This is a genomic window from Streptomyces sp. NPDC006510 (assembly GCF_040611955.1).
In the GTDB taxonomy this organism is placed as follows: domain Bacteria; phylum Actinomycetota; class Actinomycetes; order Streptomycetales; family Streptomycetaceae; genus Streptomyces.
Map to the genome: position 1 here is coordinate 1 of NZ_JBEXPH010000105.1, position 14798 is coordinate 14798.

The 14798-nt window shown below is 71.9% G+C and carries 11 protein-coding genes; 5 read left to right on the forward strand and 6 right to left on the reverse strand.

Going from position 1 to position 14798, the window contains the following annotated elements; all coding sequences use genetic code 11:
- The first annotated feature begins 232 nt into the window (after positions 1–232).
- Complete coding sequence (locus tag ABZY11_RS27240; protein ID WP_356481662.1) at positions 233–613, forward strand: hypothetical protein; 381 nt, start codon at positions 233–235, stop codon at positions 611–613.
- Between the two features lie 7 nt (positions 614–620).
- Here ABZY11_RS27240 and ABZY11_RS27245 read toward each other — a convergent pair whose 3' ends face one another.
- Genes ABZY11_RS27245 through ABZY11_RS27255 form a run of 3 tightly spaced genes read right to left on the reverse strand, consistent with a single transcriptional unit; the run spans position 621 to position 4754 of the window.
- Positions 621–1856, reverse strand: a complete 1236-nt coding sequence (locus ABZY11_RS27245) for an FAD-dependent oxidoreductase (protein WP_356481663.1) — start codon at positions 1854–1856, stop codon at positions 621–623.
- Positions 1853–3301, reverse strand: a complete 1449-nt coding sequence (locus ABZY11_RS27250; protein ID WP_356481664.1) for an NAD(P)/FAD-dependent oxidoreductase — start codon at positions 3299–3301, stop codon at positions 1853–1855. Before ABZY11_RS27250 ends, ABZY11_RS27245 begins: the two co-directional genes overlap by 4 nt.
- Before the next feature lie 19 nt (positions 3302–3320).
- Positions 3321–4754, reverse strand: a complete 1434-nt coding sequence (locus ABZY11_RS27255; protein ID WP_356481665.1) for an FGGY family carbohydrate kinase — start codon at positions 4752–4754, stop codon at positions 3321–3323.
- A gap of 442 nt (positions 4755–5196) precedes the next feature.
- Here ABZY11_RS27255 and ABZY11_RS27260 point away from each other — a divergent pair, with 442 nt between their 5' ends.
- Positions 5197–6204: a hypothetical protein gene (locus ABZY11_RS27260; protein WP_356481666.1), complete on the forward strand. Its 1008-nt coding sequence runs from the start codon at positions 5197–5199 to the stop codon at positions 6202–6204.
- Positions 6205–6290: 86 nt separating this feature from the next.
- Complete coding sequence (locus tag ABZY11_RS27265; protein ID WP_356481667.1) at positions 6291–7820, forward strand: amino acid permease; 1530 nt, start codon at positions 6291–6293, stop codon at positions 7818–7820.
- A 90-nt stretch (positions 7821–7910) separates the two neighbouring features.
- On the opposite strand, the gene ABZY11_RS27270 is transcribed toward ABZY11_RS27265, so the two are convergent.
- Genes ABZY11_RS27270 through ABZY11_RS27280 form a run of 3 tightly spaced genes read right to left on the reverse strand, consistent with a single transcriptional unit; the run spans position 7911 to position 11718 of the window.
- Complete coding sequence (locus ABZY11_RS27270; RefSeq protein ID WP_356481668.1) at positions 7911–9266, reverse strand: MFS transporter; 1356 nt, start codon at positions 9264–9266, stop codon at positions 7911–7913.
- Entirely contained in the window at positions 9191–9796 is a 606-nt protein-coding gene (locus ABZY11_RS27275; protein ID WP_356481669.1) for a DUF5825 family protein, read from the reverse strand. Before ABZY11_RS27275 ends, ABZY11_RS27270 begins: the two co-directional genes overlap by 76 nt.
- A complete protein-coding gene (locus tag ABZY11_RS27280; RefSeq protein WP_356481670.1) occupies positions 9793–11718 on the reverse strand; it encodes a RiPP maturation radical SAM C-methyltransferase in 1926 nt (641 codons plus the stop codon). Before ABZY11_RS27280 ends, ABZY11_RS27275 begins: the two co-directional genes overlap by 4 nt.
- A gap of 427 nt (positions 11719–12145) precedes the next feature.
- Between ABZY11_RS27280 and ABZY11_RS27285 the strand changes: the two genes are divergently transcribed.
- Complete coding sequence (locus ABZY11_RS27285; protein ID WP_356481671.1) at positions 12146–13306, forward strand: substrate-binding domain-containing protein; 1161 nt, start codon at positions 12146–12148, stop codon at positions 13304–13306.
- 102 nt (positions 13307–13408) lie between these two features.
- Complete coding sequence (locus tag ABZY11_RS27290; protein ID WP_356481672.1) at positions 13409–14776, forward strand: sugar ABC transporter substrate-binding protein; 1368 nt, start codon at positions 13409–13411, stop codon at positions 14774–14776.
- Positions 14777–14798 lie beyond the last annotated feature (22 nt).

The following is a 14798-nucleotide window of genomic DNA, read 5'->3' on the forward strand; positions in this document are numbered from 1 at the left end:
GAGCTGGCCGGGCGGGTGGATGCGGCGGGTGGTGAGCCCGTCGACGCGGCCGCGGAGGCGCCGCGCCTGCGGCCCCCGGCCGGGTGGCCCTGACCGGGAGGGCGTGGCCGGGGCCGGTCCGTACCGCCGAGGGGCGGGATGTGGCCGGGCACGCACCGGACCCGCGTCATATTCGCCGCCCATCGCCCCGAGCGGTGAACAGGGCGGCCCGCAGCCATTACGATCGCGCGTCATGAGCACTTCTGACCAGGACCAGGCCACGGACGCCCCGATACCCGTCCCCGAGGCCGAACCGGAGGTCGAGCCCGGGGCCGTCGCGGAGACGGATCCCGGGGCGGCCGACGAGACCGGGGACCGGAAGCTGACACCGCGCCAGGCGAGACGGCTGCGGATGGTCCTCTCCGCGGTCGGCATGGCCGCGATGGCGGTGGTCCTCGCGCTGCGGATCGCCAGCCGGTCGTCCGTCCTGGTGGTCGGGGTGTACGGGCTCGCGCTGATCCTGTGCGGGATTGTGATCGAGCTCAGCCGGAACGGCCGTACCCGGCTCGGCAGTTGGCTGCTGGCGTTCGGTCTGGTCGCGGCGATCGGATCGGACTGGCTGCTGATTCCCTGACGTACGGTCAGCGCACCGAGATCCGTACGGTCCCGCCGCGCGGATCGGCCAGGTCGAGCCAGTCGCCGCGCAGATGGAACGGTCGGCCCGGCACGGCGGGCAGCAGCAGCCGCTGCCGGTGGAGCTCCCGGCCGTCCTGTCGGACGACGAGCAGCGGCGAGGAGAGTCTCCGGTCGGTGCGCAGGGTGAAGCGGCCCCGGAGCGGGAGGTCGCCGCCGGGGCCGATGAGGTTCGGCGCGATCCACCGCAGTGGGGAGTCGACCGCGATGGACGGCCGTCCGGTGGGCCAGTCGGCCGTTGTCAGATGACGCAGTACGGGCGCGGCGACGGCCCGTCCCTCGGCGAGGGCAACGCCCGCGCTCTCCACGCCGTGCAGCAGATTGCCGACGGCGAAGATGCCGGGCCCGGTCGTGCGGTGGGCGGCGTCGTACCCGGGGCCGCGGGTGCCGGGGTCGAGGGTGATCCCGCCGAGCCGGGCCAGTTCGTGGTCGGGGATCCAGTCGCCGGTGAAGACGACGGTGTCGCAGCGCAGGGTCGCGGTCCGGCCGTCGTGGTGGCGCACCGAGACCCCGGTGAGCCGTTTCCGGCCGGTCAGGGCGGTGACGGTGGTGTGGGCGAGGACCGGGGTGCGGTCGCCGGTCCGGGTCAGCGAGGCGAGCCGGGAAGGCGGCTGGTCGGTGACCATGGCGACGACGTCCAGGCCCGCGACGCGCAGGGTGTCGGCCGCGGCACGGCTGACGGGTTCGTCACCGATGACGACCGCGCGGCTGCCGATCCGCTGCCGGTGCAGGTGGACGGCCTGCTGGAGTTCGCCGGTGGTGTAGACGCCGGGTGGGCGGCTGCCCGGGACGAGGCGGGCGCTGCGGGGGCGTTCGCGGGCGCCGGTGGCGAGGACGACCGCGCGGGCGGTGATCCGTTCGAGGCCGGTGGGCGCGGTGGTGTCCACGGTCAGCGGTCCGGCCCAGCCGGTGACGGTGACACCGGTACGCACGGTGGCTCCGGCGCGTACGGCGGCGGCCACGCAGCTCCGGGCGTACGCCGGTCCGGTCGCCCCTCCCCTGCCGAAGGCGCGGCCGCCGAATCCGCCGTGGTGGCAGTGGCGGGGGATGCCGCCCGCGGTCTGTTCGCGTTCCAGGATCTCGACCCGGCCCGCGCCGGACGCGGCGAGTTCGGCCCCGGCGCCGAGGCCGGCCGGGCCGCCCCCGACGATCAGCACGTCGACGGTCCGCTCGCGCCGGGTCATGACCGGGCCTCCTCGAAGAGTGCGCGGACCGCGGCCCCGCAGTAGAACCCCTGGCAGCGGCCGTTGCCCGCTCTCGTTCTGCGCCGCAGGCCGTCCGGGGAGTGCGGTGGCACCGGGCCGGCCAGGGCGTCCCTGATCTCGCCCGCGGAGACCCGTTCGCAGTGGCAGACCAACGTGCCGTACGCCGGGTCCGCCGCGACGCGTTCGGCGTCCTGGTACGGGCGCGGGAAGGCCTCGCCGAGGTTGGGCATGGTGACGGGCGGCAGTTCGGACGGCGTGCCGAGATCGAGGCCCGAGTCGCCGAGCAGTTCCGTGACATGCGCGGCGATGGCCATGGAGGCGGTGAGTCCGGTGGAGCGGATGCCGCCGACGGTGATGTACCGACGGTCCGGCCGGGACCGGATGCGGTAGTCCTCCTGGCCGGTCGCGGCACGCAGTCCGGCGTAGACGGCGGTGACTTCCTCGTCGAGCAGTCCGGGCAGGATGCGGCGGCCCTTCTCGCGCAGCAGGGCGATCGCGTCGGCGGTCGATCCGGTGGCGGTCTTGTCGTCGAGGTCCTCGGCGGTGGGGCCGAGCAGCACATTGCCGAAGACGGTCGGTGCGACCAGGACGCCCTTCCCGGCTGCGGTGGGCACCGGCAGCAGGATGTGGCCGACGAGATCGCGGGCGAGCTTGTCGAAGACGATGAGCTGGCCGCGTCGCGGGGTGACGGTGAAGTCGTCGTGGCCGAGTTCCCGGTCGAGTTCGTCGGCGTACAGTCCGGCGGCGTTGATCAGATGGCGGGTGCGCAGCGGTCCCCGGGTGGTCGTGAGGGTGTGGACCTCGTCGCCGCTGTCGACGTGCCGCACCCGGCAGTTGAGGTGCAGATGGACTCCGGCGCGCACCGCCTGGGTGGCGTAGGCGAGCGGGGTCGTCCAGGGGCAGATGATGCTCTCGTCGGGGATTTCGAGTGCGCCGAGGGCGCCGGGTCCCAGCTGGGGTTCGCGGGCGCGCAGTTCGCCGGCGTCCAGGAGGCGTGCCGCGTGGTAGTCGTTGCGCTCCGCCTTGGCCAACAGGGCGGGAAGTGCGGCCAGTTGTTCTTCGTCCCAGGCGACGAGCAGGGCTCCGACGCGTTCTACGGGGATGCCGGCCTCGGCCGCGTACGCGCGGAGTCTGTGCTGCCCTTCGCGTACGAGCCGGGCTTCCAGGGAGCCGGGTACGGCGTCGAAACCGGTGTGCAGGATGGCGGTGTTGGCCTTCGACGTGCCGTTGCCGATGTCGTCGGAGGCGTCGAGAAGTGCGGTGCGCAGCCGGTAGCGGGCCAGTTCGCGGGCGATGGCGGCGCCGACGACGCCCGCGCCGACGACGGTCACGTCGTAGAGCGGGATGCCGGGCCCGCCGGCCGGCCCGGTCCCGGGCAGTTCGTCGGCGGTCAGTTCTCCGGCCGCTGTGACCGTGGGGCTCATCGCGTGGCTCCCGTACGTCTCAGGCATGGTCCAGCAGACTCTGCACGGCGGTCCGGAACCGGGCGAGCCGTTCGACCGCCTCGTCGGCGCCGATCCTGGGTTCGTACACGGCGGCGGGCTTCCAGTCGGGTACGGCCTGCCGGAGCGGGAGCCGCGGGTCGAGGCCGAGCCGGGCGACCGCTCCGACGCCGAGTGCGGTGACATCAGGCAGGGCGGACACCTCGACGGGCCGTTGCAGCAGGTCGGCCTGGGTCTGCATGAGCAGTGCGGAGCGAGTCAGGCCGCCGTCGACACGGAGCGAGGTCAGTGGCGAGCCGAGGTCGGTCGCGACCGCCTCGGTGAGCTCGACGACCTGCGCGGCGATGCCTTCGCAGAGCGCGCGCACCAGATGGCCCGCGGTGGTACCGAGGCCGAGGCCGGTCACCGATCCGCGCAGATCACCGCGCCACCAGGGGGCGGCGAGTCCGGCGAGCGCCGGTACGAAGGTGACGCCGCCGGGGTCGGGGACGGCCGTGCCGACCGGGTCGAGGTCGGCCGCGCCGGAGATCACTCCGAGACCGGTGAGCCAGTCGACGGCGGACGCGGCGGTGTAGACCTGCCCGTCGAGGCAGTAGCTCGTACGGCCGCCGAGCCGCCAGGCGACGCAGCTCACCAGTCCGCTGGAGCCGCGGCGCGGGACGGACCCGGTCTGGGCGAGCAGGAAGGCACCCGTTCCGTAGGTGCATTTGGCGTTGCCGGGGTCCAGGGCGTTCTGGGCGAGCAGTGCGGCCTGCTGGTCGACGAGCAGCCCGGTCAGCGGGAGTTCACCGCCGAAGGCGGTCGTCGTGCCGACCGTGCTGTCGCAGTCGACGACCTCGGGCAGCCGTTCGTCGCCGAGGCCGAAGACGTCCAGGGCCTCGGGAGACCAGCCGACCCGGTCGAGGTCGAGCAGCTGGGTGCGTCCCGCCGTCGCCGCGTCCGTGACGAACGCCCCGGTCAGCTGGTGGACGAGCCAGGAGTCGCTGGTGGTGACGACGCCTTCGCGGGTCAGCTCCCGGCGGATCCAGGCCATCTTCGGCGCGGCGAAGTACGGATCGAGGGGCAGCCCGGTGAGGCGTGTCAACTCCTCGCCGTGCGAAGCGAGTTCGGTACAGATCGAGGCGGCACGCCGGTCCTGCCAGACGATCGCCTCGGTGAGCGGCCGCCCGGTGTCCGGGTCCCAGGCAAGCACCGTCTCACCCTGGTTGGCCAGACCGACCGCGGCAACCGGTTCAGCAGCTTCCTGCAACGCCCGGCGGCCCGCTTCGACGACCGAGCCGAGCAGTTCGGCCGGATCCGCCTCGACCACTCCCCCGGCGCCGTGCCGGGGTCGCACCGGAACCGAAGCGGAACCGATCACACCACGCTCGGGGCAGATCACCAGAGCCTTCGTCCCCGACGTGCCCTGGTCCACGGCGAGTACCGGGCCTGTCATCGACTCTCCAGCTGTGCGGAAGCTCTGCGGCTTGAACGGAACCGTGATCACTGAACTCGCCGCCCAGAGTGGTGCAGACCACCGCGTACGTCAAGGGCCGTCCGGGACGCGAGCGGAACAACCGGTACATTTTTCAACGTCCTGGGGAATCAACAGACTTGAGTAAGATCCGCGAATCGGCCCGGAGTTCGGAGTGACTGGCCTTACACTCACCGCCGAGCAACAACCGGAGGCTTTCGAGCAGTTCGTTTTTCAACAGCTGCTTCACCCCCCACGTCCTTGAGGATTGATGAGACCGACACCCTGCCCCGAGCCCCGATTCACCGGTTCCCCTGCCTTCCGCATCTGCACGGGATCCATGCCACCGCCGGGTTGCGTGACGTGCTGAGGAAATCACCCGACCGTCGCGCGCCGGCCTGTCGTACGGGGGCAGGGCGAGTCCATGGCCAACAGTGATTTCCGGCCGGTCTACCACCCGGCCGGCCATGACAACGATCTGCGGGTCGCATTACAGGATCTGCGCACCGGACGCTGGATGTCCATGCGGAGTCTGCTGGAGAGCACGCCGGACTGGACCCTGTGGACCCAGCGCACCCAGGTGCTCGGCGCGGTGGCCGCCGGTTCGGACGCGGTGCAGGCCTGGCTGGCCGAGGACCCCCGGAGTGTCGCCGCCGCGGTGATGCAGGCGCGGGTCGTCGTCGAACGGGCCGTACGCGCCCACCGCGAGGGCCATCACCGGGCTCAGGAATTGTGGCAGGAGGCCTGGCAGGCCTGCCGGACGGCCGCGAACGCCTCGCCCGCGGACCCGGTGCCATGGGTGTGCCTGCTGGCCCTGTCCCAGCTGGACGAACGGCAGCAGCTGGAGGAGCACCGGCTGCATCCACCGGGGCCGATGCTCTTCCCCGGCCCGTGGGGGCTGCTGGCCGAGGCCGACAAGCGCGATCCGTGCAACCGCGAGGCCTATCACCGGATGCTCCAGTTCGTATACGCGCGAAAGGCCGGCGGCTCCCTCTCGGAGGCGGTCAACTTCGTCCAGTGGGCGGCCTCTTCGGCACCCGACGGCTCCGCTCTGCACGTACTGCCCCTGTATGTGCGGGTCGAGCGCTACCGCCGCGAGCAGGGCCACGAGAAGGCCCTGGACCTGCACTGGGTCACCGAGGACGCGGAACGGGACGCGGCCCGTGCGCTGGAGCTCTGGTTCCGTCGCACGACACCGATCTCCCACTCCCTGCTCGACCTCAACCATCTGGCCCACGCCCTGTGGGGAGCCCTCCAATTCACCGAGGCCGCAGCGGTGTTCCAGGAACTCGGCCCCTATTTCACCTCGGTTCCCTGGGTGTACCGCACACGTGGCCGCAAGGGCCCGGGAGACGCGGAGGATGTCTTCCTGCGTGCCCGCAGCCGCTGCCTCGCGGTGTCCCGCGCCCCCGGACGGGGGCCGCACCGCTGAGCGAAGGCGCCGCGATGCCGTGCCTCCTCCCCGTCCCGAACCGATCCTGTCCGTCCCTTTCCATTCCGCTCATGGAGGTTTTCCCGATGTCCATATCCACCCCGACCCAGTCGGGTGCGGGCGCAACACCGCCGAAGGACGAGGAGGAGCGGCTGCGCGAACTCGGCTACCAGCCGGTGCTCGCCCGCCGCATGGGAGGCTTCGGCAACTTCGCCATCAGCTTCTCCGTCATCTCGATCCTGTCCGGCTGCATGACCCTGTACGGCTTCGGCATGTCGACCGGCGGTCCGGCGGTGATGCTCTGGGGCTGGGCCGGCGTCGGTCTCTTCGTGCTCTGCGTCGGCATGGCGCTCGCCGAGGTCACCAGCGCCTACCCGACCTCGGGAGCGCTGTACTACATGGCCGACCGGCTCGGCGGCCGCAAGTGGGGCTGGTACACCGGCTGGCTGAATCTGCTGGGTCTGCTGGGCGCGATCGCGGGCATCGACTACGGTGCGGCGCTGTTCACCGGTGCGCTGATGAACCTGCAGTGGGGATTCACGCCCACACCGGGCAAGACGATGATCATCTTCGTCTGCATTCTGCTGCTGCACGCCGTGCTGAACCTCTTCGGTGTCCGCCTCGTCAGCGTACTCAACTCCATCAGTGTGTGGTGGCATCTCGCCGGTGTCGCGGTGATCGTCACCGTGCTCGCGGTCGTGCCCTCGCACCACCAGTCGCCGTCGTTCGTCTTCACCGAGTTCGTCAATGACACGGGCTGGCACAACCCGCTGTACGTGGCGGCGATCGGCCTGCTCCTCGCGCAGTACACCTTCTGCGGCTACGACGCCTCGGCCCACCTGTCGGAGGAGACGTCGAACGCATCCGTGACGGCCGCCAAGGGCATCGTCCGCGCGATCTGGGTCTCCTGGATCGCCGGTTTCGTGCTGCTCGCCGGGCTGACCTTCGCCATCCAGGACTACGCGGGCACCCAGAACAGTGCCACCGGCGTGCCACCGGCGCAGATCCTGATCGACTCACTGGGCACCTCCGGGGCCACCGCCATGCTGCTGATCGTGATCGCGGCCCAGCTGTTCTGCGGCAACGCCGAGGTCGCCGCCGCGAGCCGGATGGTGTTCGCGTTCAGCCGTGACAACGCCCTGCCGGGCTCGGCGCTGTGGCACAAGGTGAGCGCGCGCACCCAGACGCCCGTGAACGCGGTGTGGCTGTCGGTCGTCGTCGCCGGAGTGCTCGCGCTGCCTTCGCTGTACTCCGCCACCGCGTACGGTGCGGTGACCGCGATCAACGTCATCGGCATCACGCCCGCCTACGCGATCCCGATCTTCCTGAAGCTGCGCTCCGGCAGCCGGTTCGAACGCGGGCCCTGGCACCTGGGCCGCTGGAGCAAGCCGATCGGCTGGATCGCCGTGGTATGGGTCGCCATCGTGACCGTTCTGTTCCTGCTCCCGCAGTCCTCCCCGGTGACGGTCGACTCGATGAACTACGCGTCGATCGCGCTGATCGCGGTGCTGGTCCTGGCCACCATCTGGTGGTTCGTCGCCCGGCGTTCGTACAGCACGCCGTCGGCGTACGGGAACGCCCGCGAGCAGGCCGAGATCGAGGAAGGCATCGTCTGAGCCGCCCCTTCTCCCGGCCCTCCCGTTGCCGCCGTGCCAGCAGGCGGCGATCCGGGAGGGCCGAATGCGTGGCGGACCCCGTGGCCCCGTCTACCGCCACCAGAGACAGGCGGCGGCCACGAGCGCCACGGTCGCTCCGCCGGTGAGCACCGGCACATTGCCCAGCCAGGCGGCGAGCGCACCGCCGCCGAGCGCGCCGATCGGCACCGTGCCGATGAGCGCGGCCTGCAGGACCCCGGCGACCCGGCCCTGGAGCTCGGGCGGTGTGACCAGCTGCTGGGTGGTCGTCATGGAGATGGCCCAGACCGTGGCCGCGAGACCGAAGAGGAACTGGTACGCGAGCAGCGCCGGGAAGCCGGGGCCGAGGGAGGCGCCCGGGATCAGGAAGATCGCGAGGGCGGCCACCACGGCGCAGATCCGGGTCGCCCTGGCCAGCCCGATGGTGGCGGCGAACCGGCCCGCCAGCAGCACTCCGAGTACGGTGGCGACGCTGAACGCGGCGTAGACCGTCCCCAACTGCCATGACGGCAGCCCGAGATCACGGGTTGCGTAGAGCACGAAGAGCGCGTCGGCTGCTCCGCTGCCGAGATTGAATCCGGCCCCCGCGAGCACCTGTCGGCGCAGCAGCCGTTCGCCACGTACGACTTCGAGTCCGGCGCGCAGCGCCGCCGTCCGGGACTCCGACCGGAGATCCGCTTGCTCGGCGGGGGTGTTGAGCGTGGCGGGGAGCGCGAGCAGCAGCATTGCCTCGATGCCGTAGGCCACGCAGGCGGCCAGCAGTGCCGTCGAGGCCCCGGTCAGGCCCACCAGCACGCCGCCGAGCGCGGGGCCGCCGATCTGCCCGGTGGTTCGGGCGCCGGTCAGCGCCGAGTTGGCGGGCAGCAGCTGTTCGGGGTGCACGACCCGGGGCAGGGCCGCCTGGAGGGCGACGGCGAGCATGGAGGTCAGCGCGCCGGACACGGTGGCGACCACGTACAGCTGGGGCAGCCCGAGCCGTCCCAGCGCGGCCGCCAGGGGTACGGAGCCGACGACCAGCACCTGGAGAACGGTGAGGAGCACGGTCAGCGCGCGCAGGCGTGCCCGGTCGACCAGCACACCGGCGAACGGACTGAGCAGCGCACCCGGGAGATAGCTCAGCGCCATCAGCGCGGAGGCGCCGAACGGTCCCGCCTCCAGCCGGGTCACGGCGAGCAGCGCGAGAGCCAGGGTGGTGACCTGACGCCCGACGGAGCTGGCGATCTGTTCCCCGCACAGCAGCGCGAAGGGCCGATGGCGCAGCAGGGCAGGGCCGGATCGCCCGCGAGGGCCGGTCCGGGCACAACGGGTACGGGCGGATGAGGCAGGCGGGTCGGGCAGTTGCTCCATCCCGTTCAGATGTCGGTGCAGGGGACGGGCCAGCGGCGGATGCGTGGTGGCAGGGCCACCGCCCAGCCATCGGTCACCCATGCGAGGCGTTCCGCGGCCAGCAACTCCACCGCTTCCCGGCCGATGGCGCTCAGCGCGGTCACGGCGGTGGCGTCCTGGACGGTGCGGAACGTGGCGAGCAGATCGGGGTCGTCGATCGTGAAGCGGGCCGCGGCCGAGGGCTCCCTGCGGTCCATTACGGTGACGAAGTCCGGTCCGCGCCGGTGGTAGAGCTGTCCGTAGGCATGGCGGTCCCGCCAGGTGGTGATCTCGGGCGGTTCGCCGGGCAGCGGGCCGGGGGCCGGCAGATGGCGCAGCAGGACGGCCGTCGCGGACACCTCGTGCGCGGGCCCGGTGAACAGGGGGTCGTCGGTCGCCGGGAGCCAGCGCACGACGAGATCGTGGCTCTGGCACTCGCGCAGGAACCGGACCGCTTCCGCCGCCGGTCGGCCGCCCGCGCCCAGCCGCAGGGGTTGGTCCACCGTCACCAGCCGCCCTCGGATCCGGTGCGGCACCCGCCCGGTGGGCAGGGCGGGGGCGGTACGGGTCGGGGGTGCGGGCAGGGGGCTCATCCGGCGACCTTCTCTCCGCTGCCCGGTGCGCCCGTCGGCCCGCCGGTCGTCCCGTCCGGTCCCTGGGCGCGCTCGACCGACCGGACCGGCACGTGCCAGGTGGGCAGCGACACGTACGACCGCCCGTCGTCGAAGAGAAGCCCCAGCGCGACCGCTTCGCCGAGCCATACGCCGAGTTCCTCGGTGGACGGCGGGCTTCCGTCGGCCGTGAGCAGCCGGTGCAGCGCCGACCGGGTGCGGCCCGCTTCCAGGTGGCGGAGGGCGGCGGCCCGCCAACCGGTCAGCCGATGGGTGCGGCGCGGCCAGCCGTGCCGCCGGTCGTGGACGAGGAGCGCCTCCTCGCCGTCCGTGTCATCGTTCTGTTCCAGGACCAGGGTCGAGGCGGGATGGCCGGTGTACCAGTCACGGGCCGCGGCCTTCAGGCGCGCCTCGGTATCACCGCCGATACCGGCGGGCGGGGTGTCGAAGAGGTAGACCAGATCGGCCAGTTGCTCCTCGGGCAGATCGTAGACATGGCGGTACATCTCGGCGGGCCGCCGCTGGTGGAAGCCCAGCGCGGGGTTGGCGAAGTTGGGGCTGAACCGCTCCAGTTGGATGCGGTGGGCGCCGCCGGGCGGCTGGAGGTGGACGAGCGCCGGCATCTGGTCGATGACGGAGGCGTAGTCCTCGGCGGTCTCTCCCGGGAAGCCGTACAGATAGTTCCAGGAGCAGGTGAGCGAGTGGTTCTCGCACTCGCGGAGGGTACGGATGTTGCGGGCCCCGCTGACCCCCTTGTCCATCAGCTCCAGGGCCTTGTTGTCGAGGCTCTCGATGCCGGGCTGAATGTGAACCGATCCGGCCCGGGCGAGCAGTTCCAGCTGCTCCGCGGTGAGATTGGACTTGACCTCGTAGTGCATGCGCAGATCCCAGTCGCTGTCGGCGGCGAGCGGGAGGAAGTCCTTGAAGTACGCCATGTCGATGATGTTGTCGACGGTGACGATGTCCAGGATGCGGTGGCGCCGGACCAGGCGCTCGACCTCGTCCCAGAGCCGGCCTCCGGCCTTGGCACGGAAGGTCATCGCCGATCCGTTGAGCCCGCAGAAGGTGCAGTGGTGCTTCTCGCCCCACCAGCAGCCGCGGGCCCCCTCCACCACCAGTTTCGGATGGACGTACTCCGCGAGCGGGGAGGCGTCGATGACCTCCTGCCAGAGGTCGTAGTCGGGTGATGGGATGTCGCCGGGCGCGACGGTGCGCCGGGACTCCTCGTTGGCACGCGACTCCTGCCCGTCCCACCAGCAGAGTCCGGGGACATCGGCCGGTGCGGTGCCCGCGTCGATGTGGGCGAGCAGGGCGGGCAGGGCGTACTCCCCCTCGCCGCGCACCACATGGTCGACGAAGCGATGATTGCGGTGCAGGGCATGACCCATCGGGCCGTCGCAGTTGCTGCCGCCGAACACCACGGTCAGTCCGGGGCGGCGTCGTTTGAGCTCCGCCGCGAGCGCCAACGAGGAGATGTTCTGCATGAACGTGGAGGTGAACCCCACGACATCGGGTGCGTCGTCGAGTATCGCGCTCGCGCTCCCGTCGATGAACTCCGCCGCGTGGACCCGCATCGCGGCGGCGGTGGCGATGTCGGTCCCGCGCTGTGCTGCGTACTCCTTGAGCTGCGCCACGCCCCATTCGGGATCGTTGTACAGGACGCCGGAGAACACCCAGTCCCCGAGGCCGTCGAAGATCGATTCGCTGCCGACCGCGACATGATCGCCGGGGCGCAGCGCCCCCTGCGAGCGTTCCAACAGGAATTCCGCCCAGCGCAGGGAGCCGTGGAACTCGCGCACCTCGTCGTCCGGCCGGGTACGGTCCAGGAGCGCGTGCAGCAGTCCCACCTGGAGCGAGGGAAGTTCGATCGGCTGCCACGGCATGGTCACCAGATGTATTCGCACTGCGCCTCCCACGGCACGGGGACGGACGCCGGGTCGCACCCGGCGTCCGCCGTTTTCGTCACTGTCCGGCCGCGGCGCTCCTGCCCCGTGGGGCCGATCGCGTCAGGTGCCGGCTGGACCGGAACACACCGGTTCAGCGCGTCGGACGTTTCTCGATCGTCTGCCGTTCGCGGTTCTTCGCTTCTTCCTCGCGGACCACTACCTTCTTGATCTCCATGTGCCCCTCCCCTCCGCGGTCGGTCTCAAGTCCGTTGACGTTAGGTGCCGTTGCGCGGGAGCCGCAAGAGTGCCCGCTGGGGCCGGTGTGACGTACGGGGCGATCCGCGGCCGTGGACAACCGAGGGCCGGTCGCTATGCTGCGAGCCGAACGCTCACCGGAAGCGTTCAAACGAACAGTGCGCGGCGGTACGGCGAGGGGGCCAGCAGCATGCGGGAGCCGGTTGAACTCAGGCGTCAGCGAATCCTGTCGGTGGTGGAATCGCGCGGTGCCGTCAAGGTCAGCGCGCTCGCGGCCGAGCTGGACGTGTCGGTGGTCACGATCCGGCGGGACGTCGAGGAGCTGGCCCGGGACGGGCGGCTGCGCCGTGGGCACGGGGTGGCCCGTCCCGTGCGGGAGCCGGTGCCGACCGCCGCGGTCCCGGCGGCCCGGGGCGAGGAGCCGGCCGGGGACGCCGGGGCGGTCGCCCTGGTCGTACCGGAGCGGCATACGTACCTGTACGAGACCCTGCACGGTGCCCGGTCCGTCCTGGAGGAGTCCGGGATACGGATCGCCCTGCACATCGCGCCCCCGTCGGCCGGTGCCGAACGCCCGCTGGTGGAGCGGGCGCTGGCGGACGGGGCGCGCGGGCTGCTGATCGCGCCGCGCTGGCGCAGCGCCCGCTCGGAGGAACTGGACTACGGCTGGCTCGCGAACGTGGGGGTGCCGACCGTGCTGATGGAGCGGCGGCCCCGGCCGGGCAGCGCACTGCACGCCCTGGACTCCGTCTGCTCCGATCACTGGTACGGGACGCATCTCGCCGTGGAGCATCTGGTGTCGCTGGGGCATCGCCGTATCGTGCTGGCCGCCCGTGACGACAGTCCGACGGCGCGCAGCATCCGTGCGGCGTTCTCCGAGATCGCGGCGGCCCGCCCGGAGGTGGAGGACTGGTCGGTGGTGCTGAGCTCTCCGCAGGCCGCGCCCGGCCCGGACTCCGCCGCCCCGGCGGAGCCCCGTGGGTCCGCTCCGGCGGCCGACGGCCGTGCCCCTCTCGACCTGGCCGCACTGCTGCGGGAGCGCGGCGCCACGGGGGCCGTGCTGCACGGCGACGTGGATGCGCTGATGCTGGTGCAGCGGCTGGCGGAGAGCGGTGTCGAGGTGCCGCGGGACTGCTCGGTGGTGGCGTACGACGATGTGGTCGCGGCCCTCGGCAGTACGCCGCTGACGGCGGTGGCGCCGCCGAAGGCGGAGATCGGACGGGCCGCCGCCGAGCTGCTGCTCCTCCGGCTGTCCGGTGGAGCGGGCGCGACCGGCCCGGTGCGCCGCACGGAGCTGCTGCCCACGCTGGAGGTACGCGGATCGGCTCAAGGACCGCCCCTTTCCACCGAGTGAGCGTTTGACCGCTTTAATTTTCCTCTGAGCGATCTATTGACCAGTACCGATCAGCCGATCAGGATTCCCCGTGAGCCGATTCAGAAGCCGCGGGAGGCACACATGCCCGGTCGACAGAGCCGTCGATCCGTGCTGGCCACGATCGCCGCCCTGCCTCTGACGGGCGCGCTCGGCGCCTGCGGCGGCAGCGACGGGCCGTCGGGGCCGGGCCGTACGAGCAGCACCGGCGGCACGGCCGACGGGAGCGGGCAGCGCGCCACCCGCATCACCTTCTGGTCCGCGCTGCGCGGCAGCCAGGACGTCGTGGACGCGTTCAACCGCACCCACGACACCGTCCAGGTCGACTTCCAGCAGATCCCCGCGGGCTCGATGGGCGGATACGCCAAGCTCAGCAACGCCGCCCGGGCGGGCAACGCCCCGGACGTCGCGACGATCGAGTACCCCCAGATCCCGGGCTTCGCCATCGACGGGGTCGCCCGCGACATCACCGACCTGGTCGGTGACGGCCTGCGCGCCGCACTGCTGCCGCAGGCGCTGGGCCTGACCACCTTCGACAAGCGCGTCTTCAGCGTGCCGCTGGACGTGGAGCCGATGGTGATGCACTACCGCACCGACCTCTTCGCCGAGTACGGCCTCCCGGTCCCGCGCACCTGGGCCGAGTTCGAGGACGTGGCCCGGACCGTGCGCCGCAAGGCCCCCGGCCGCCGTCTGACGGCCTTCGCCACGGACGGCGCCCCGCAGTTCGCCTCGTTCGCCTGGCAGGCCGGTGCCCAGTGGTTCGACACCCGGGCGGGCGCCTGGAACGTGTCGTTCGCCGATGCGCCGAGCCGCCGCGTCGCCTCGTACTGGCAGCGGCTGATCGACCAGGACCTGGTCGTCGTGAACGCGGTCGACAGCCGGCAGTACGACGCCCAGGTCAGCAACGGTCAGGTCCTCACCCGGCTCAGCGGTGCCTGGGACGCCGGGGCACAGATGAACGCCCGGCCCGCGCAGAAGGGAAAGTGGGCCATCGCGCCGCTGCCCCAGTGGGGCCCCTCCGCCGCCGTGCTCGGCACCCATGGCGGGTCCACCTTCGCAGTCACCTCCGGCAGCAGGCACCCGGAGGCCGCCATGGAGTTCATCGAGTGGCAGGTGTCGCACCCCGACGCGCTGCGCGCCCGGCTGGCCGGCGGCACCAGCAGCCAGTACCCGGCCGCCCCCGGCCTCGTCGCCGTCGGCCGCAGCGCCTTCGACCGCGGGTACTACAACGGGCAGGACATCTACGCGCTCTTCGAGCAGGAGGCGCACAAGATCAGGGACGGCTGGACGTGGGGACCCCGGATGTCCGCCTCCCAGAAGGTGATGCAGGACGGCTTCGCCCGGGTGGGCGGCGGCCGGGGCTCACTGATCGACGCCGTGCGCGCGACCCAGCGGGGCACCATGCCGGACCTCAGGGCACTGGGCCTCGCCACCACCGAGCACAGCACCTGACCGAGCCTCGTCCCCCTTCCCA